Annotated in this window: 12 protein-coding genes and 1 pseudogene; 10 read left to right on the top strand and 3 right to left on the bottom strand. The window is 64.6% G+C overall.

Annotation, left to right across the window (positions count from 1 at the left end; genetic code table 11):
* Positions 1–6 precede the first annotated feature (6 nt).
* The 10 genes and pseudogenes from AB4O25_RS18000 to AB4O25_RS17955 all read left to right on the top strand — a co-directional run bounded on the left by AB4O25_RS18000 (position 7) and on the right by AB4O25_RS17955 (position 14,253).
* Positions 7–1,296 carry a DotU family type VI secretion system protein gene (locus tag AB4O25_RS18000; protein WP_017526790.1) on the top strand — a complete coding sequence of 430 codons (1,290 nt, stop codon included), beginning with the start codon at positions 7–9 and terminating at the stop codon, positions 1,294–1,296.
* Entirely contained in the window at positions 1,293–4,793 is a 3,501-nt protein-coding gene (gene tssM / locus AB4O25_RS17995; protein ID WP_460149832.1) for a type VI secretion system membrane subunit TssM, read from the top strand. The genes AB4O25_RS18000 and tssM overlap by 4 nt, the downstream gene beginning before the upstream one ends.
* Positions 4,790–5,443, top strand: coding sequence for a type VI secretion system-associated protein TagF (gene tagF, locus AB4O25_RS17990; protein ID WP_017526792.1), 654 nt, complete (start codon positions 4,790–4,792; stop codon positions 5,441–5,443). The genes tssM and tagF overlap by 4 nt, the downstream gene beginning before the upstream one ends.
* Entirely contained in the window at positions 5,444–6,163 is a 720-nt protein-coding gene (locus AB4O25_RS17985; protein ID WP_017526793.1) for a PP2C family protein-serine/threonine phosphatase, read from the top strand.
* Positions 6,160–9,147, top strand: a complete 2,988-nt coding sequence (locus AB4O25_RS17980; protein ID WP_065879250.1) for a serine/threonine-protein kinase — start codon at positions 6,160–6,162, stop codon at positions 9,145–9,147. The genes AB4O25_RS17985 and AB4O25_RS17980 overlap by 4 nt, the downstream gene beginning before the upstream one ends.
* Positions 9,147–9,851 carry an ABC transporter ATP-binding protein gene (locus tag AB4O25_RS17975; RefSeq protein ID WP_078826588.1) on the top strand — a complete coding sequence of 235 codons (705 nt, stop codon included), beginning with the start codon at positions 9,147–9,149 and terminating at the stop codon, positions 9,849–9,851. Before AB4O25_RS17980 ends, AB4O25_RS17975 begins: the two co-directional genes overlap by 1 nt.
* A complete protein-coding gene (locus AB4O25_RS17970) occupies positions 9,851–11,035 on the top strand; it encodes an ABC transporter permease family protein (RefSeq protein WP_017526796.1) in 1,185 nt (394 codons plus the stop codon). The genes AB4O25_RS17975 and AB4O25_RS17970 overlap by 1 nt, the downstream gene beginning before the upstream one ends.
* Positions 11,028–12,740 (top strand): formylglycine-generating enzyme family protein, encoded by a 1,713-nt coding sequence (locus tag AB4O25_RS17965; protein ID WP_017526797.1) that lies wholly within the window; start codon positions 11,028–11,030, stop codon positions 12,738–12,740. The genes AB4O25_RS17970 and AB4O25_RS17965 overlap by 8 nt, the downstream gene beginning before the upstream one ends.
* 82 nt (positions 12,741–12,822) lie before the next feature.
* Positions 12,823–13,751: pseudogene (gene tagQ, locus AB4O25_RS17960) on the top strand (type VI secretion system-associated lipoprotein TagQ).
* Positions 13,752–13,875: 124 nt separating this feature from the next.
* Complete coding sequence (locus AB4O25_RS17955) at positions 13,876–14,253, top strand: helicase (protein ID WP_267863769.1); 378 nt, start codon at positions 13,876–13,878, stop codon at positions 14,251–14,253.
* 53 nt (positions 14,254–14,306) lie between these two features.
* Here the strand turns inward: AB4O25_RS17955 and AB4O25_RS17950 are convergent, their stop codons facing one another.
* The 3 genes from AB4O25_RS17950 to AB4O25_RS17940 form a co-directional block, all read right to left on the bottom strand.
* Complete coding sequence (locus AB4O25_RS17950; RefSeq protein ID WP_017526800.1) at positions 14,307–15,707, bottom strand: aminoacyl-tRNA deacylase and HDOD domain-containing protein; 1,401 nt, start codon at positions 15,705–15,707, stop codon at positions 14,307–14,309.
* Positions 15,708–15,784: 77 nt separating this feature from the next.
* On the bottom strand, positions 15,785–17,860 hold the full coding sequence (gene recG, locus AB4O25_RS17945; protein ID WP_017526801.1) for an ATP-dependent DNA helicase RecG: 2,076 nt from the start codon (positions 17,858–17,860) through the stop codon (positions 15,785–15,787).
* A gap of 7 nt (positions 17,861–17,867) precedes the next feature.
* Positions 17,868–18,791: a hydrogen peroxide-inducible genes activator gene (locus AB4O25_RS17940; protein WP_003176928.1), complete on the bottom strand. Its 924-nt coding sequence runs from the start codon at positions 18,789–18,791 to the stop codon at positions 17,868–17,870.
* Between the last annotated feature and the right edge of the window lie 60 nt (positions 18,792–18,851).

Here is an 18,851-nt window from a genome sequence, read left to right as displayed (position 1 = left end):
TCCGCGATGCATCCCAATGATGACGACCGCACCCAGTTCATGCCGCGTCCGGGTGGCCGCGCGCCGGAACCTGCGCGTGCTGAACCCGCGCCTTTGTCGATGCCGGCCGCGCCGATGCTCACCGGCAAAAGCCAAGGCCTCAACCCGCTGGAAAGCGCCGCGGGGCCGCTGTTGGCCTTGCTGACGCGCTTGCGCAACACCATCGCCCACCCGGCGCCGGCCAGCCTGCGCGCGCAGTTGCTGGCGTACCTGCGCCAGTTCGAAGAGCGCGCCGAAGCCGCCGGCGTGGCGCGTAACGAAGTGCTGTTGGCGCGTTACGCGCTGTGCACCGCCCTGGATGAGGCGGTGTTGAGCACGCCCTGGGGCAGCACCAGCGAGTGGGGCAAGCAAAGCCTTTTGATCACCGTGCACAACGAAGCCTGGGGCGGCGAGAAAGTCTTCCAACTGCTCGACCACTGCCTGCAAAGCCCACGGGAACGCCTGTATTTGCTGGAGCTGTTGTACCTGTGCATGTGCCTGGGTTTCGAAGGCCGCTACCGCGTGATGAACGACGGACGCAGCCAGTTGGAAGCCCTGCGCGAGCGCACGGCGGCGGCGATTCGCAGCGCCCGTGGCGAGCACGAGCGCGAGCTGTCGCCGCACTGGCGCGGCGTGACCGTGGCGCGGGACCGCCTGGCGCAGTTCATGCCGCCGTGGATCGCCGTGGCCATCGGCCTGGCGCTGCTGCTGGCGTTGCTGTTCGTGCTGCGCATGTTGCTGGCGGCGCAGGCGGAACCGGTGTTCAAGAATATCCATGCCCTGGGCGAGATCCCGGTGCAGGCCATCGACCGTCCGGTGGCGCAGCCCAAAGTCATCGAGCGGCCGCGTCTGGCGGGCTTCCTGGCGGAAGACATCAAGGCCGGGCGCGTGGCGGTGGAAGACAAGGTCGACCGCTCCGTGGTGACCATTCGTGGCGATGAGCTGTTCGCGTCCGCCAGCTCCAGCATCGTCGATGACTACCAGCCGCTGATGCTGCGCATCGCCGACGCCGTGCGCAAGGTCAAGGGCCAGGTGCGCGTCACCGGCCACAGCGACAACCGCCCGATTGCCACGCTGCGCTTCCCGTCCAACTGGGCGTTGTCCGAAGCGCGGGCCAAGTCGGTGCTGGAAATCCTGGCGGCCAAGACCGGCCAGGCGGATCGCTTCAGTGCCGAGGGCAGAAGCGACACCGAGCCGCTGGCCACCAACAGCACAGCCGAAGGCCGTGCCCGCAATCGTCGGGTTGAAATCACCGTATTGGCGGAGGGCGTCGAGTGAAGGCGTTTTTCAGTTTCATGATTCGCTGGGTGATCCCGGTGCTGGGCCTGATCGCCCTGAGCCTGATCATCTGGTTTGTCGGGCCGTTGCTCGACGTGCTGGTGCCAGAAGGGCGCCGTTGGGCGCTGATCATCCTGGTGTTTGGGGTGTGGATCGCCTATCGCGTGTTCCGCATCGTCCAGGCCCGTCGCCAGGCCGCCGAAGTCATGCGCAGCCTCGCGGCGCAAACGCCGGTCGACCCCAACAGTGTGGCCACCGCCGAAGAGCTGTCGACCCTGCGCGAGCGCATGGACGAAGCCCTCGCGCTGTTGAAAAAAGCCAAGCTCGGCGGTGATGAGCGGCGCAACCTCTATGAACTGCCGTGGTACGTGATCATCGGGCCGCCGGGCTCGGGCAAGACCACCGCGCTGGTCAATTCCGGCCTGCATTTTCCGTTGGCCGCGCAGTTGGGCGCCGGTGCGGTGCGCGGCGTCGGTGGTACGCGCAACTGCGATTGGTGGTTTACCGACCAGGCCGTCCTGCTCGACACCGCTGGCCGCTACACCACCCAGGACAGCAACTCCAAGGTGGATAAAGCCGCGTGGCTGGGCTTTCTCGACCTGCTGAAAAAGCAGCGCTCGCGTCGCCCCATCGACGGCGCATTCATTGCGATCAGCCTGTCGGATTTGCTGCTCGGTACCGACGCCGAGCGCGCCGCCCACGCCGCTGCGATTCGCCTGCGTATCCAGGAGCTGTACACCCAACTGGGCGTGCGCTTCCCCATCTACCTGATGCTGACCAAGCTCGACCTGGTGCCGGGCTTCATGGAGTTCTTCGACAACCTGAGCAAGGAAGACCGCGCCCAGGTGTGGGGCATGACGTTTGCCCTGGACGACGGCAAGAACAGCGACAGCCCGCTGGCCCATTTGCAAAGTGAGTTCGCCGGCCTCGAACAGCGCCTCAACGAACGCTTGGTGGAGCGCCTGCAACAGGAACGCGACCCGGCGCGGCGCGACCTGATCTACGGCTTCCCACAGCAGTTCGGCGCGTTGAAGGATTGCCTGCAAAGCTTCCTCGAAGGCGTGTTCAAACCCAACGCCTTCGAAGAGCGTGCGTTGCTGCGCGGTGTGTATTTCACCAGCGGCACCCAGGAAGGCAGCCCGATTGACCGCCTGATCGGCGCCATGGCCCAGAGCATGAACCTGGACCGCCAGCACCTGGCGCGCCAGAGCGGCACCGGGCGCAGTTACTTCATCGAAAAACTGTTTACCGCCGTGGCATTTGCCGAGCGTGGGCTAGTGGGGGTGAACCCGAAGGTCGAACGGCGGCGCAAATGGATTGCACGCGGTGTCCTTGCGGCTACCGTGGCCCTGGTGGTCGTGGTCAGCAGCCTGTGGTGGGTGAGTTATCGCGCCAACCAGGCCTATATCACCCAGGTCGACCAGAAGGTCGCGCCGCTGGGCCAGACCGTACAGAACCTGAGCCCGGCACAGCGCGAAGTGCTGGCCGTGCTGCCGTTGCTCAACGCGGTAAAAAACCTTGCGGGTGACTCGCCCAACTGGTCAGAGGGCCTGGGCTTGTATCAGGGCGACATGCTCGAAGCCGAGTCCGCCAGCGTCTACCGCAAGCTGCTGATCGCGGTGTTTGCGCCACGCCTGGTGACGCGCATCGAAGAACAACTGCACGGCGGCGGCAACTCGGACTTTCTTTACGAAGGCCTCAAGGCCTACCTGATGCTGGCCGACAGCGAGCATTACGACCCGGACTTCATCAAAGCCTGGATCGCGCTCGACTGGGACCGCAACTTGCCGCGCGACTTGCCGGCCGATCAGCGCCAGGCGTTGACCGGGCACTTGCAGGCGTTGTTCGAGCGCCACCCACCGAATGCGCGCCTCGACCCACGTTTGATCGACGATCTGCGCCGCCAACTGCAACAATTGCCGGTGGCCCAGCGTGTCTACGACCGGGTCAAGCGCCAGAAGCTGCCCGAGGGTATCCCGGACTTTCGCATCAACGAAGCCGCCGGTCGCGACGCCGCGCTGGTGTTCAGCCGCAAGAGCGGCAAGCCGTTGGGCGAGCCGTTGAGCGGGTTTTTCACCGCCAAGGGCTATCGCCAGGCGTTCCTGCTCAGCAGCCTGAACCAGACCGGCACCCTCGCTGAAGAGCAATGGGTGCTCGGCCGTGAGCAGGCCGATCAACAGAACGTGGTGAGCCTGGCCGCCGATGTGCGGCGCCTGTACTTCCAGGATTACCAGCGTCAGTGGGACGCGCTGCTCGCCGACATCGACTTTGTGCCCATCACCAGCGTGGCTCAGGCGGCTGACGTGCTGCGGGTGATTTCCGGGCCGAGCTCACCGCTGAAAAAACTGCTGGTGGCGGTGGCCAAGGAAACCGACCTGCAAGCCGAAGAGCGCCAACTGGCGGCCAAAGGTGTGCCGGTGGAAGGCGGTGTGGACAAGCTCAAGGAGCGCCTTGGCAGCCTGCTCGGCCAGGAACAACCCACCGCCAATGCCCCGCAGGCGGCGGATGATCCGGTGACTGCGCACTTTGCCGAGCTCAACAGCATCGTCAGCAAGAACGAAGGCGAACCGGCGGCCATCGATGGCCTGCTGTCGGACATGAATGCGCTGTATGTACAGGTCAGCGCCATGGTCGGCGCCAGCGGCGACGCCTTGCTCGGTGAGGCCAAGAACCAGGCGTCGGCCGCCGCCACGCGGGTCAGCCTGAATGCCGAGCGCCAGCCGCCATTGGTACAGGGCATGGTCAAGTCGGTGGTCAATTCCACCACCAACAGCATGATGGGCGGCGTGCGTAACCAACTGAACGCGGCCTGGGTCAGCGAAGTGGTCAACGTGTACCGCCAGTCGTTGGCGGGGCGTTACCCGATGTCGCCGGGCAGCACCCGCGACGCCACCCTGGATGACTTCGGCCAGTTCTTCGGCGTGGGCGGGGTGATGGACAACTACTTCCGCAAATACCTGCAACCTTACGTGGACACCTCCGCGCCGACCTGGCGCTGGCAGCCGGGCGCCGCGCAGAAGCTGGGGATTGCGCCGGGTGTGCTGCAAACCTTCCAGCGTGCCGCGACTATTCGCGATGCGTTCTTCAGGTCGGGGGGCACTCAGCCTATCGTGCGTTTCGAGCTCAAGCCGGTGTCGATGGACCCGACCATTACCCAGTTCCTGCTTGACCTCGACGGCCAGCAACTGAGCTACGACCACGGCCCGAGCCGCCCGGTAGCGATGCAATGGCCGAACCCCGGCAGCATTGGCGTGGTGCGTATTTCCATCATGCCGCCGTCGGCCAGTGGCCGTTCCGGCGTGACCCTGGATGGCCCGTGGGCGTGGTTCCGCCTGCTGGAGCAATCGGACCTCACCGCCGGCAACTCGCCGGACCGCTTCAACCTGCGTTTGCGGGTCGATGGCGCGAGCATCGCCTACGAGTTGCGCGCCAACAGCGCCTTCAACCCGTTCAAGAGTCGCGTGCTCAGTGGCTTCAGCCTGCCGGAGCGGCTATGACGAGCCTGGGTTTCTACGGCAAGCTGGCCAGTCGCGGGGACTTTGTCAGCCGCGCCTTGCCCCAGAGTTTTATCGGCCCGTGGGACAGCTGGCTCGCGGCGGGCTTGCTCGCCAGCCAGAACAGCCTGGGCGGTGATTGGCTCAATGTGTACCTGGTCAGCCCGTTGTGGCGCTTTGTACTGGCGCCGGGCGTATGCGGGCCGGACGCGGCGACCGGCGTGGTGATGCCGAGCATCGACCGGGTGGGGCGCTATTTTCCGCTGGCGGTGGTGGCTTTGCTCGATCACAACAACAACCCCGCCTCCCTGGTGGGCGGGTCGGACGCGTGGTTCGAGCGGGCTGAAGAGTTGCTGCTCAGCACCCTGGACGCCGGCGCGACATTTGAAGGTTTCAACGACGGCCTCGACCGCCTCGGCGCGCCGACGGCTGAGCCGCGTGCGGTCGACAGCCGTTTCGCCAGCCTGCAACGCATGGCCGCCACCGAGCCCCATGGGCGCATGGCCGCGCTCGCCGAGCAGGCCTGCGAAGGCGCAAGCCTCTGGTGGGGCCGTGGCTCGCAACGTATTTCCCCTGGTTTATTGCGGTGTCAGGGCTTGCCCGCCGCCAGCGATTTTGCGCAGTTTTTGCTCGGACAAGAAGGTGTGGTGTAGATGGGGGCGACGTACAAATCCGCAAGCAAAAGCCATGTAGGCATGGTGCGCCAAGTCAACGAAGACGCGTGCCTGGACCTGCCGGAAAACCGCCTGTGGGTGGTGGCCGACGGCATGGGCGGGCATGCGGCGGGGGACTACGTCAGCAGCCTGATCGTCGACAGCCTGCGCAGCGTGCCGATGGGTCGCTCCCTCGACGAATACTCGGCGGCCTTGCGCAATGACCTGATCCGCATCAACGCTGCCGTGCGTGAAGAAACCGCCAACCGTGGCGTGACCATGATGGGCAGCACCGTGGTGGTGCTCGCCGCGCGCGGCCTGCGCGGCGTGTGCCTGTGGGCCGGTGACAGTCGCTTGTATCGCCTGCGCGACGGCGTGCTGGAGGGCATTTCCCGCGATCACAGTTATGTGCAGGACTTGCAGGACAGCGGCCTGCTCAGCGAAGCCGACGCCCGCACACACCCGCGCGCCAATATCGTCACCCGCGCCGTGGGCGTGGAAGCCCAGCTTGAGGTGGCGGTGCTCGATCTGCTGATCGCCCCCGGTGACAGTTACCTGCTGTGCAGCGATGGCCTGAACAAGACCGTCGAAGATCATGAAATCCGCGACGTGCTCAGCCACGACGCCCCGGATGAAATCGTGCGCAGCCTGGTACACCTGGGGCTTAATCGCGGCGCACCGGACAACATCACCGCCATCGTCGTGAAGGTATCGGTATGAATATCGTGATTCCGGGCTACGACATCGAAGGCGAGATCGGCGAAGGCGCGATGGCCAGCGTATACCTGGCAACCCAGCGCTCGCTGGAGCGCAAGGTGGCGTTGAAGGTGATGGCGGCGGCGCTGGCGGCCGACCCGACGTTCTGCGAGCGCTTCCTGCGCGAAGGCAAAACCCTGGCGCGCCTGTCGCACCCGCACACGGTGACCATCCATGACATCGGCAATGTCGGTGAGCTGTATTACATGGCCATGGAATACCTGCCCAACGGCACGCTCAAGGAACGCATCGCCGCCGGCATGACGCCGGAGCAGGGCGTGACCTTGATTCGCCAGATTGCCTCGGCGCTGGGTTATGCGCATGCCCAGGGCTTGGTGCACCGCGACGTCAAGCCGGCGAACATTCTGTTTCGCGCCGACGGCACGGCGGTGTTGTCGGACTTTGGCATTGCCAAGTCCCTGGATGACCGCACCCAGTTCACCCAGGCCGGTTTTGCCGTGGGCACGCCGAGCTACATGAGCCCGGAACAGGCGCGGGGCCAGGAGATCGATGGCCGCGCCGACCTGTATGCGCTGGGCGTGGTGTTGTACGAAATCCTCGTCGGCAAGCTGCCGTACAGCGGCACCGATGCGCTGTCTACCGCGCTGGCGCACCTGACCGAGCCATTGCCGGAATTGCCGGTGCACCACGGCCGGTATCAGGGCGTGCTGCGCAAGCTGCTGGCCAAGGACCCGGCCGAACGGTTCCCGGATGCGGCGGCATTGCTGCTGGCGCTGGAGCAACTGCCGGCGGATTCGCCGGAAGCCACGCTGGTGCGGCCGCTGCCTATTCCGATGAATTTTGATTTGGCGGGGATCACGCCGCAGTCCATCGAGATCCCCACCGCCAAACCCCAGCCGCAGCCGGAGCGCCAACCGGTGGTGACGCCGACGCAGCACAAGGCTGTGTCCGAACAGCGCCGTGGGCCGGTGTTGGCACTGGCGGCGGTAGCCGTGGCGGTGGCGCTGGCGATTGGCGGCGCGAGTTACTGGTGGTTGAGCGGTAGTGACGAACCGGCAAAACCGCCTGCAGCCGTTGTACCGGCAGCCACGCCGCCGGCCATGCCCCCCGCAGCGGTGGCCGAGGTGGATGGCGGCCAGCGCCCGCTGTTGATGGCCGGTAAAAAGACCCTGTTCCAACGTGTGCTGAGCAAGCCCGGCGCCAAGCTTTCCAGCGAGGCCGGCAGTGCGCCCGGCAAAGCGCTGCCGGCGTTCTCCGTGCTCTACGTGTACCAACGCAAAGACCTCGACGGCCAGCCGTGGGTGCGCGTCGGCGCCGCCACCGATGGGCGCAGCGACGGTTGGTTGCCGGCCGCCCAGGTCAGCGACTGGAAGCAGAGCCTGGTGCTCAAGTTCACCGAGCGCTCGGGGCGTGCGCCGGTGATGTTCCTGCGCCAACCGGGGGAAGTGGAAAAACTGCTCGCCGACCCCGCCGCCGCCAAAGGTGTGCTGGCCAAAGCGCAGAAGCACAGCGACGACAACGGCCAGGTCCTGGCCCTGGAACCGGCTGCCAGCGCGGTGCCGCAGAACCAGTTTTACCTGTTGCCGATCTTCGACTCCAAAGAGAGCTTCGACGAAAACGGCCAGCCGGTGCAGTTGCTCAATATCGCCTCCATCGACCCCGGCAGCAGCGCGGTGGCCAAGCCGGCCACGCCGGTCATCAATGCCAATGCCGACGCCTTCCGCACCGCCGTAGTGCTGGTGGTGGATACCACCGTGTCGATGCAGCCCTACATCGACCAGATCCGCGATGTGGTACACGAACTGCAAACCCGTATCGCCGAGCGCGGCGAACTCGATAGCGTCAGCTTCGGCATGGTCGGCTTTCGCAACAGCACCCAGAAAACCCCCGGCCTGGAATACGTGGCCAAGACCCTGATCACTTTGGATCAGGGCCGCGACCCGCAGCGTTTCCTCGACATGGCGCGCCAGGTCAAAGCCTCCAGCGTGTCCAGCCATTCGTTCAACGAAGACGCGTTTGCCGGGGTGATGCAGGCGGTGGATGGCATGGACTGGTCCGGCTATGGCGGGCGCATCATCCTGCTGGTCACCGATGCCGGTGCGCTGCGCAAGAACGACCCGTTTGCCGCCACCCAGATGAACGAGGCCGAAGTGCGTCAGGCCGCGTTGGGCAAGCAGATCAAGATCTACGCCCTGCACCTGCGCACCGATGCCGGCAAGAAAACCCACGCCGGCGCCGAGAGCCAGTACCGCGTGCTCACCGCCGACGCCAACCCGCAGATCGGCGACCTGTACACGCCGGTACCGGGTGGCGATGTACGCAAGTTGGGCGAGCGTGTCGACGAGATCGGCACGGTCTTCGCCAACCTGGTGCACCAGGTACGCAGCAACACGCCGCAGCCGGTGCCGTTGCTGAGTGCCGCGCCAAGCCTGGCGGACAAAACCGCGGCGGTCGGGTATGCCATGCACATGGACTTCCTTGGCCGCAAGACCGCGAGCCAGGCGCCGCAACTGGTCAGCGCCTGGACCGCCGATCGCGACCTGACCAACCCGGCGCTGCCGGCGTTCCAGGTGTGTGTGATGCTGACCAAATTGCAGCTCAACGACTTGCAGCAGTCGCTGAAACTGATCGTGGACGCGGCGCGCAAGACCCAGACCTCGCCCAAGGATTTCTTCCAGGAAATCGCCAGTGCCTCGGCCTATATGAGCCGCGACCCGCAAGCCCTGCGCAAGGGCGGCAACCTGGCCGACGGCGGCATCCTCGGCGAATACCTGGAAGGCCTGCCGTACCGCAGCAAATCGCTGAACATGACCCAGGATTTGTGGTTGTCGTTGAGCGTGGCCGAGCAGGAAGACTTTATCGACGAGTTGGATTCGAAGATCCGCCTCTACGAAACCTTCCACAATGACGTGGCCAACTGGGTCCGTTTTGGCGATGCCGAGCCGGGCGATGCGTTGTACCGCGTGCCGTTGTCGACGCTGCCGTAATGCTGAACCTGAGCGCGGTGCACAAGAGCCGGGGCGTCGGTAGCCAGCGTTATAGCCTGGTGATCCCGGCGCTGACGCTGCGTGCGGGCGAGCAAGTAGCGATTGTCGGGCCCAGCGGTTGCGGCAAAAGCACCTTGCTGGATTTGCTCGCGCTGGTGCTGGCGCCGGATCAGGTGGGCGGCTTCGAATTCAATCGGCAGGACATCGCTGGCTTGTGGCGCGCCGATCAGCAGTCCGTACTCGCCGCATTGCGCCGCCAACACCTGGGCTATGTCCTGCAAACCGGCGGGCTGCTGGGGTTTCTCGATGTGCGCGGCAATATCGCTTTGTCCCGCCAACTGCTGGGCTTGAAGGACGATGGCAGCGTGACGCGTCTGGCCGAACAGCTGGAAATCAGCGACCAGTTGGCCAAGAAACCCTCGGCACTGTCGGTGGGGCAACGCCAGCGCGTGAGCTGCGCGCGTGCCCTGGCCCACGCACCGCAACTGGTGCTGGCGGATGAGCCCACCGCGTCCCTCGACCCGCTGAATGCCGAACGTGTGATGCATGCACTGTTGGCCCAGGCCCGCGAATACCGCGCCGCCTGCGTGATCGCCACCCATGACGAACCCCTGGCCCGCGCCAGTGGCTTGCAGGTGCGGCGCATCAGTTGCCGCCGCGATGCCGACGGCGGCGTCACCGCCACCCTTGGGGAGGCGTGCTGATGCGTATCCCCTTGGTGGCGTCGTTGGCCTGGCAGGATTACCGCAACGATGCGTGGCTGTCGGCCTGTTCGGTGCTGGCGCTGGTGGCGGTGATCGCGCCGTTGCTGGTGTTATTCGGCCTGAAATTTGGACTGGTTAGCAGTTTGACCGAACGATTGCAGACCGATCCGGCTACCCGTGAAATTATTCCGCTGGGCGGTGGTCGATTCAGCAGCACATTTATCGCGCAGCTGGGCCAACGCCCTGATGTGGCGTTTGCGCTGCCGCGCACGCGGCAGATCGCGGCGACGGCGCAGGTGGGAACGCTGACCCTGGAGATGCTGCCGACGGCGCCGGGTGATCCCTTGCTGGGCGATCTGGCGATGCCCAAGGGCCTGGACCAGATCGTGCTAAGCCACACCGCCGCCGAAAAGCTGGCGGCACGGCCTGGCGACATGTTGGAAACCCGCTTCGCGCGTCAGGTGGCTGGGCGTGTCGAGGAACAGCGCACGCGGGTGCGGGTGGTGGCGGTGTTGCCGTTGGAAGCCTTTGCCCGAGACGCTTTGTTCGCCGACCTGGGCTTGCTGGAAGCGGCGGAAGATTATCGCGATGGGCGCGCCGTAGCGGCGTTGGGATGGGCGGGGGAAGAGGTGGCCGTGGGCGAGCAGCGCGTGTATCCGGCGTTTCGCCTGTATGCGCGCAGCCTCACTGATGTGGAGACGCTGCGCGTGTTTTTCGCCGGGCAGAACCTGTTGGTGTCGACCCAGGCGAACACCATTGCCCAGGTGCAGTCGTTGAGCCGCAACCTGTCGGTCGTATTCTGGATCATCGCCGGGTTGGCGTTGGCGGGCGCTTTTGCGGCGATCTTCGCCGGGGCCCTGGCCGCTGTGGCGCGCAAGCGTCGGGAATTGTCGGTGTTGCGCCTGTTGGGATTTCCCACCGGTGGGCTACTGTTGTTCGTGGTGCTGCAGGCGCTCTATAGCGCAGGCTTTGCCGCCGTGTTCAGCGCCGGGCTCTATGGCCTGGCCGAGGCGGGGTTGAATACATTATTCGTGCAGGTGCCGGGCGAACACGCCAGTCACCTGCTGGCGCGCCACTACGGCCTGGCCCTGATTGCAGTCCTCGGCGTCAGTGCCGTGGCGGCAGCTTGCGGCGGTTGGCGAGTGGCGCGTATACAGGCTTGCGAAGGAATCAGAGATGTATAAGTTACTGGGCGCCGCCGTGGCGCTGAGCCTGGCCTCGCTGGCCTGGGCGGATGAAGCAAGCGATAAACTGGACAACCCCAAACCGTTGCCGGACGACGTCAGCCTGCCGCTGCCGTGCGACGGCAATATGGTGTTCCGCTACGCCTACGTGCTGGCCCAGGGCACCCTGGATGACCGTGAGATCAGCCTCGGTTACCCCTTTGCCGAAGGCGAGGCGGGGTATCAGCAGTCGTTTATTTCCGGCTATCGCCGCGATTTCATCAACGGCCAGTTCACCCTCAAGGACTTGCCCAGGGACTGGAACAAAGTCATCGCGCCGCTGATGCCGAAGACCGACGCCAAGACCCCGCTCAAGCCCATGCTGTATTTCATCGGCAAGTACGAAGTTACCGCGCGCCAGTACGCCCAGGTGATGGCCCAGGCGCAGTCCCTGGCCAGTGGCGAGCCGGCCCCGGCCTGCGAGGCGCCCACCGGCATGGCCGGGCGTTTGCCCAAGGTGAAGCTGTCGCGCTTTGAGGCCGAGCGCTTCTCGGCGGTGTACAGCGCCTGGCTGATGAAATACCACCGTGAGTTGCTGCCGGTGAGCGGGCGCGGGACGTCGGCCGAAGACGGCGGCCTGGGGTTTGTGCGCCTGCCTACCGAGGTGGAATGGGAGTTCGCGGCACGCGGTGGCCAGGCGGTGAGCCGTCAGGACCTGGAAGGGCGGTTGTTCCCGCGCCGCGCCGAAGGCAGTGACAGCGACGGCCCGCTGGGCGATTACGCGGTGTTCAACCAGGTCGCCGGCGGCACAGGTCAGGCCGCGCGCTTGATGCCCATCGGCACCAAACTGCCCAACCCGATCGGCATGTTCGATGTGATCGGCAACGCGGCGGAAATGGTCCAGGAATCTTTCCAACTGGTACATGCCGGGCGCCGCCAGGGCACCTATGGCGGCTTCGTGGTCAAGGGCGGCAATTACCTGGAAGGCGAGGGCACGCTGTTTACCGGCATGCGCCGCGAATACCCGTTGTTCGCCGCCGACGGCACCGAACAAAGCAACGAAACCACCGGTTTTCGCGTGGCGATTGGCGCGCTGTCCGCGCCGCGCTCGCGCTACAAGGAGCTGTTCGCGCAGTGGCAAAAGGAAGGGCGCCTGGCGTCGCTGACCGACGCCATCGACGACGCCCAGGACCCCACCAAGCGCCTGGACAGCATCATCGCCGCCAGCGCCGACCCCAAGCTGCAAGCCGAACTGGGCCTGGTCAACGAAGAGCTCAAGCGCAACGTTTCGCTGATCGCCCAGCAACGCGAAGAGGCGGCCGGCAACCTGATTCAGTCTTCCGCGCTGGTGGCCGAGACCATCAGCAACTACAACATTCGCCTGGCCAACCTGCAGAAGAGCCGCCAGCAGGCCGTGGACAACAAGGACCAGGCCAGCGCGCAGTTGTTTGATATGGCCATTGCCAACGGGCGCAGCGCCCTCGACGGCGCGGTCGCGATTTACATCGACAACCTGGCCACCGGCACGCGCTACACCGATGCGGTGATCCAGGCACAGTTTCAACGGATCAAGGAAGAGTTGGATCGCAAGCCCGTGCTCGGTAAGAGCCTGGTCACGCGCGCGACACTATTCGTCAGCCATGTCGGCAATTACCGCAAACAACAGCGGGCCGACCCGGCGACGATCTTGAAGGAATTGCTCGCAGCGAGCGGTCAGCGGTCTTGACCGTTGGTTGCAGCGAGCTTGGAAGGGACTCAGGCGGCGGTTGCCGTGCTGGGCAAGTCAAACTTAGAAGAGAACACAACTTATGCTTTTTTCCCGTAAGGCGGTTTCCAAGCGTCATTTGCTGCTGATCGCGGCCGGCTTCAGCACGGTGCTGACCGGTTGTGCGACATCGCCGGCCTCCAAGGTCGCGTCCAGCACAAAGTCGAGTACTACCCCAACTGCTACGAGCCGGTACAGCACCTGCGTGCCACCGATTCGAACATGACCAAGTCGGTTGTCACTGGCGCGGCCATCGGCGCTGCCGGCGGTGCCTTGCTGGGCGCCCTGACCGGCGACAAGGAAAAGCGCGGTCGTAACGCCGCGATCGGCGCAGCCGGTGGTGCCCTGGCCGGCGGCGCGGCGGGTTACTACACCGAGCGTCAGAAGCAGATCGCCGATGACAACCAGCGCATCGCCTCCTATGCCGCTGACGTGAACAAAAGCGCTTCCGATATCGATCGCAGCACGGCGTATGCCAAGGCGTCCCAGCAGTGCTACCAGAGCGCGTTCACCAAGCTGGTCTCGGACCGCAAGGCCAAGACGGTCAACGACACCGAAGGCCGCAAGCGCCTGGCGGAAATCGTCGCGGGCCTGAAGGAATCCAATGACCTGATCGTTGCGGTCAATGGCAAGGCTGCCGAAGACCTGAACAACTACACCCAGGCCTACGAGAAAGACCTGCAACAGGTCGGCGTGCAGCGTGCCGACGTGGTCACCGTGGCCAAGGCCGATGTAACGCCTGTCGTGCCGCCGGCCAACAAGAAGAAAGGCACCGGTACCAAGCCGCCGAAGAAGCCGCCGCTGCCAACCGTACCGACCGAAGCGGTGTCCACCGAGAAAACCTTCCAGGCCGCCCAGACCAAGCAAGATGAAAGCAAGAAGGTCGCCAGCGCCGGCAAGGCACAGATCGAAGGCACCTGCCGCGATCCAAACCTGGCCGATTGGGCACCGGTACCTTGCCCTAACGTTTGAGTAAGATGTTGCTATAAGCGTTAAACGCCAGCCGATCTGCGCCTAAAGCGCTAGATCGGTGGCGTTCTGCTTGCAATTGGTTACACTGCTGCGGCCACTTAATAATGACACCGAGGCCGCGTGCATGAAATTTCGTCTTCTCTTGTGGGTGCTGGGCCTGATGATGGGCAAAGCCAGCCGCACCAATCCTGCCTTCCAGCAACAGTTGGGTGACAAAGACCTGGCGTTCCAGTTGCAGACCCTCGACGGCAAGGTTGCCCGTCACTTCATCGTCAAAGACCAGCGTATTACCAGCCGCTCAGGGGTTCACCCGGCGCCGGCGTTCGCGATTGCGTTCAAGGATGCGGCCTACGGCTTCGCCACGATGCAGGCGAAGAATAAGCAATTGGCGTTCATGACGGGGATTCAGGACAAGTCGATCCAGATCAAGGGCAACCCGGCGCTGGTGATCTGGTTCCAGGGGTTGACCAAGTATTTGCGGCCGAAGAAAAAGAAGAGCTGAGGTTTTTCAGTAAAACCGAGTTGCTCCCGATAGCGGCCTGACAGGTTATACATTCAGCCTTGGCTGAACTGAGAGGCCAGCTCTCGCAACAGCACTTCGGCGTCCAGCACCTTGGCGACCACTTCCTCAGCCTTTTCGCGGCTCAAGCCCAGACGCTCCAGCAACGCATCCGGGATGGTTTCATCCGGCCCGGATCCAATCCCGCGGCTGCGCAACAGGCGCACGGCCAGGCACACCAGGTTCGGGTATTCGGCGTATTGGCCGTCGTAGGTCGGGTCGTGCTGGAAGCGCAGGGCGGTGGACAGTTCATCCGGCATGTCCCAATAGCGCATCAGCCAGGCACCGATCTGTTCGCGGCTGATCCCCAGCAGGTGCTGTTCCACGTAGCTGTGGCACAGGTGCGGGTTGACCTCCAGATGGCGGCAGATCAGTGAGAAGTGCGGCGGAAACACGTGGGCCAGCAGCAGGTAACCGAAGTTGTGCAGCAGGCCGGCGAGGTAAGTCAGGCCGGCTTCCGGGCGCTGGGCGCGGGGCATGGCACGGGTCAGGCCTTCGATCACGGCGGCGGTGTAGATCGACTGGTGCCAGTACGGCGTGGCCTGGTGGGGGTGATCTTTGGGCAGGCTCAGGGTTTTGCCCAGGGCCAGGCCCAGCGCCAGGTTGATGACCAGGTCAAAGCCCAGCACGCGGACGATGGCGTCTTCCACCGAGCGGATCTTGCCCGGTGATGCGTAGTACGGGGACGCTGCCCAGCTCACCACTTGAGCCGCCAGCGCCGGGTCGGTTTCGACCACGCCGGTGATGTCGTCGATGGTCGCATTGGGGTCCACGCGCAGCTTGATGATCTTTTGCGCGGTGTCGGCCAGCGGCGGAATCTCGATAGTCGCTTCCAGGCGCTGCTGAATGCGGCGCGCGGTGAACGCCTGCATGGCCTGAGTGATTTCCTCGCGGTCATCGTTGGGGCGGTCGAGGTTGGGGCGGATATTGCTCAGCGGCTCGCCGAACTGCGCGGCGCTGGCCTTGGTGAGCATGGTTTTGAAGGCGTCACTGGCGATTTCCAGCAGTAACCCGGCTTCGCCAGAGTGCACCAGCAGACTCGGCTCGTTGAGCAGGCTGCCTTCGTACAGACATGGCGAACTGGTAAGTGCCGGCAACCCGGGCAGCAGGCTCAGCTCATGCTTGTCCAGCATGCGCCTGACGCGTTCCGGCGGCACCGCCGTGAGGCGGCGGCCGGTGAGTTCGGTGAGGCGGTTGAGGTCGAGCAACTGGTTTTGCGGAAACAGCACCATCAGTGCGCCCACCGCATCTTCCAGCAGCACCGCCTGGACCTTTCGTGCTGGATTCAGGCCCGGATGTTCGATGACTTCCGCGTAGGGGATGGCGAGTTTTGCGAGCAGAGCCCGAATGACCGGCGGGGCGGTCAGTGGGGCTGTGGCGAGAGCAACTTCTGACATGGCCTGATCCAAATTCGTACAGTCACCGAAGTATAACCAGCTTGATACATCTGTAGGTCGCTTAAGTGAGTCAGGCGTCACACTTGGCCGTATTGCTGCCCGTGGCGCAGCCAGCGATCCAGCAGCGGGCTGACGTGATCCGGCCAGCGTTCCAGCAGGGCTTGCGCCGCATCGCGTACGGCAGGCAACAAATCGGCGTCACGCATCAGGTCGGCGACCTTGAATTGCAACAGGCCGGTCTGGCGAGTACCGAGCATTTCGCCGGGGCCGCGCAGTTCCAGGTCTTTTTCGGCAATGACAAAACCGTCGTTGGTCTCGCGCATGATGCCCAGGCGCTGACGGCCGATCTGCGACAGCGGAGGGTGATACAACAATACGCAGTGGCTGGCCGCACTGCCCCGGCCCACGCGGCCGCGCAGCTGGTGCAGTTGCGCCAGGCCCAGGCGCTCTGGGTTTTCGATGATCATCAAGCTGGCGTTGGGCACGTCCACGCCGACTTCAATCACCGTGGTGGCCACCAGCAATTGCAGATTGCCGGCCTTGAATTCGGCCATCACCGCCGCTTTTTCCACTGGTTTCATGCGCCCGTGAATCAGCCCGACCTTGAGTTCGCCGAGGGCGCTGGTGAGGTCCTCGAAGGTGGTTTCGGCGGCCTGGCAGGTCAGCTCTTCGGACTCTTCGATCAGCGTGCACACCCAATACGCCTGGCGCCCTTCTGCGCACGCGCCGCGTACGCGTTCAATCACTTCCACCCGCCGGGTGTCGGTGACCAGCACGGTGTTGACCGGGGTACGCCCTGGCGGCAGTTCGTCGAGGATCGAGGTGTCGAGGTCGGCGTAGGCGCTCATGGCCAGGGTGCGGGGGATGGGTGTGGCGGTCATGATCAACTGGTGCGGGTTCATGCGCCCGCCCACGCCTTTTTGGCGCAGGGCCAGGCGTTGTTGCACGCCGAAGCGGTGTTGCTCGTCGATGATCACCAGGGCCAGGTTCTTGAACTGCACTTCGTCCTGGAACAGCGCGTGGGTGCCCACCACCATCGGCGCGCCGCCGGCGATCTGTTCCAGGGCCGCTGCGCGGTTCTTGCCCTTGAGCTTGCCGGCCAGCCATGCCACTTCCAGGCCCAGCGGTTCGAGCCAGCGCTTGAAGGTGATGAAGTGCTGCTCGGCAAGGATCTCGGTTGGCGCCATCAACGCCACCTGATAGCCCGCCTCCAGTGCCTGCAAGGCGGCGAGGGCGGCGACCACGGTCTTGCCGGCGCCCACGTCGCCCTGGATCAGACGCAGCATCGGCTCTTGCTGGCTGAGGTCGTAGGCGATTTCATTGCCAACGCGCTGCTGGGCACCGGTGGGCGCAAAACCGAGGTTGGCCAGGTATTGCGCGGGCAGGCGCGTGGCCTTGGGCATCGCCGGCGCGCGCAGGGAACGCATGCTTTCGCGCAGGCGTTGCTGGGACAACTGATGGGTGAGCAGTTCTTCGAAAGCCAGGCGGTGCTGGGCCCAGTGATGACCCAGGGCCAGTTCGTCGACATCGGCATCGGCCGGCGGGTTATGCAAATAGCGAATCGCGTCATCCAGCGGCGCCAATTGATAATCGCGGGCCAGTTCCAGGGGCAGCCAGTCGGGCAGGCTCTTGGGGCCGAGCATCGTCAGCGTCTGCATGCATAGCTGGCGCAGGCGCTGCTGGGTAAGGCCTTCGGTAAGCGGATAGATCGGCGTGAGGGTGGTGTCTACCGGCGGCGGTTCGTCGCCGGTAATCGCACGGTATTCAGGGTGGTAGATCTCCAGGCCGGACGCCCCGGGGCGCGCTTCGCCGTAGCAGCGTACGCGGGTACCCCGCTTGAGGCCGTCCTTCTGCGCGTTGCTGAAATGGTAGAAGCGCAGGCTCAGGCCGCCGGTGCCGTCCTGCAGGCGCACGACCAGGCTGCGACGCTTGCCCATCACCACGTCGGCGCCGCTGACCGTGCCTTCGACCACCGCATCCTGCCCAGGGCGCAATTGGCCGATGGGTACCACGCGGGTGCGGTCCTGGTAGCGCAGGGGCAGGTGGAACAGCACGTCCTGGAGGTTTTCCAGGCCGACCTTGGCCAACTTCTCGGCCATGGCTTCACCGACACCCTTGAGTGCCGTCACCGACACCTGCGACAACTCGGTCATACGGTTTTCAGCTCGCAGCGGCAGGCGGCTTGGCCACCGAGCACAGGCGGATCGAGTCGGCGAGGATCTCAATCGCTTTGGGCCGCGGGAAACTCGCGCGCCAGGCGATCGCCACGGTACGGAACGGCACCGGCGGCGTCAGTGGGCGCACTTCGATCACGCCGGGGGCGTAGTGATGGCTGTCCACCGCCGACAGCGGCAGGATCGAGATACCCAGGCCGGAGGCGACCATGTGGCGGATGGTTTCCAGGGAGCTGGACTCCACCGTGGTGTGCTTGGCGCCGTCGTTGCCCTTGGTGAGGGTTGGGCAGGCTTCCAGCACCTGGTCGCGGAAGCAGTGGCCTTCGCCCAGCAGCAGCAGGCTCTTGTCGTTGAGCAGCCCGGCGTCGATGGTGGTTTTCTGGGTCCACGGGTGTGAGGCGGGCATCAGCACCTGGAAGGGCTCGTCGTAGAGCTGCAGGGTGAGTACGTCCGCCTCGTTGAACGGCAGGGCGATGATGATCGCGTCCAGCTCGCCGTTGCGCAGTTTGTCGCGCAATACGTGGGTGAAGTTTTCTTCGATATACAGCGGCATCTGCGGGGCAACGCGGTGCAGTTGCGGGATCAGGTGCGGGAACAGATACGGGCCGACGGTGTAGATCGCGCCGACCTTGAGCGGGGCAGTCAGCTGGTTCTTGCCGGCCTGGGCCAGCTCGCGAATGCTCTGCGCTTGCTCCAGTACTTTTTGAGCCTGGGCCACGATACCTTCGCCCACGGGAGTGAGGCGCACGGCGCTTTTGCTGCGCTCGAAAATCAGCACACCGAGTTCGTCTTCAAGCTTTTTCACGCCCACCGACAGCGTCGGCTGGCTGACGTGGCAACGCTCAGCCGCGTGGCCGAAGTGTTGTTCTTGGGCGAGGGTCACGATGTAGCGTAATTCTGTAAGAGTCATAGCGGGCGTCCATGAGGTTGCGGGCCAAGCATACCGGCTGCAATCGATAGACGCACGTTA

It is taken from the genome of Pseudomonas sp. S3_A03 (genome assembly GCF_054668275.1).
The sequence above is the reverse complement of the archived record's forward strand: the minus strand, read 5'-3'. Positions and strand labels throughout refer to the sequence as shown.

Bases quoted from the DNA above. Each gene is read 5' to 3' on its own strand.
- AB4O25_RS17980 (WP_065879250.1), top strand. From the start codon at position 6,160: ATGAATATCGTGATTCCGGGCTACGACATCGAAGGCGAGATCGGCGAA.
- AB4O25_RS17975 (WP_078826588.1), top strand. From the start codon at position 9,147: ATGCTGAACCTGAGCGCGGTGCACAAGAGCCGGGGCGTCGGTAGCCAG.
- AB4O25_RS17940 (WP_003176928.1), bottom strand. From the start codon at position 18,791: ATGACTCTTACAGAATTACGCTACATCGTGACCCTCGCCCAAGAACAA.
- AB4O25_RS17970 (WP_017526796.1), top strand. From the start codon at position 9,851: ATGCGTATCCCCTTGGTGGCGTCGTTGGCCTGGCAGGATTACCGCAAC.
- AB4O25_RS18000 (WP_017526790.1), top strand. From the start codon at position 7: ATGCATCCCAATGATGACGACCGCACCCAGTTCATGCCGCGTCCGGGT.
- tagF (WP_017526792.1), top strand. From the start codon at position 4,790: ATGACGAGCCTGGGTTTCTACGGCAAGCTGGCCAGTCGCGGGGACTTT.
- AB4O25_RS17985 (WP_017526793.1), top strand. From the start codon at position 5,444: ATGGGGGCGACGTACAAATCCGCAAGCAAAAGCCATGTAGGCATGGTG.
- recG (WP_017526801.1), bottom strand. From the start codon at position 17,860: ATGACCGAGTTGTCGCAGGTGTCGGTGACGGCACTCAAGGGTGTCGGT.
- AB4O25_RS17950 (WP_017526800.1), bottom strand. From the start codon at position 15,707: ATGTCAGAAGTTGCTCTCGCCACAGCCCCACTGACCGCCCCGCCGGTC.
- AB4O25_RS17965 (WP_017526797.1), top strand. From the start codon at position 11,028: ATGTATAAGTTACTGGGCGCCGCCGTGGCGCTGAGCCTGGCCTCGCTG.
- AB4O25_RS17955 (WP_267863769.1), top strand. From the start codon at position 13,876: ATGAAATTTCGTCTTCTCTTGTGGGTGCTGGGCCTGATGATGGGCAAA.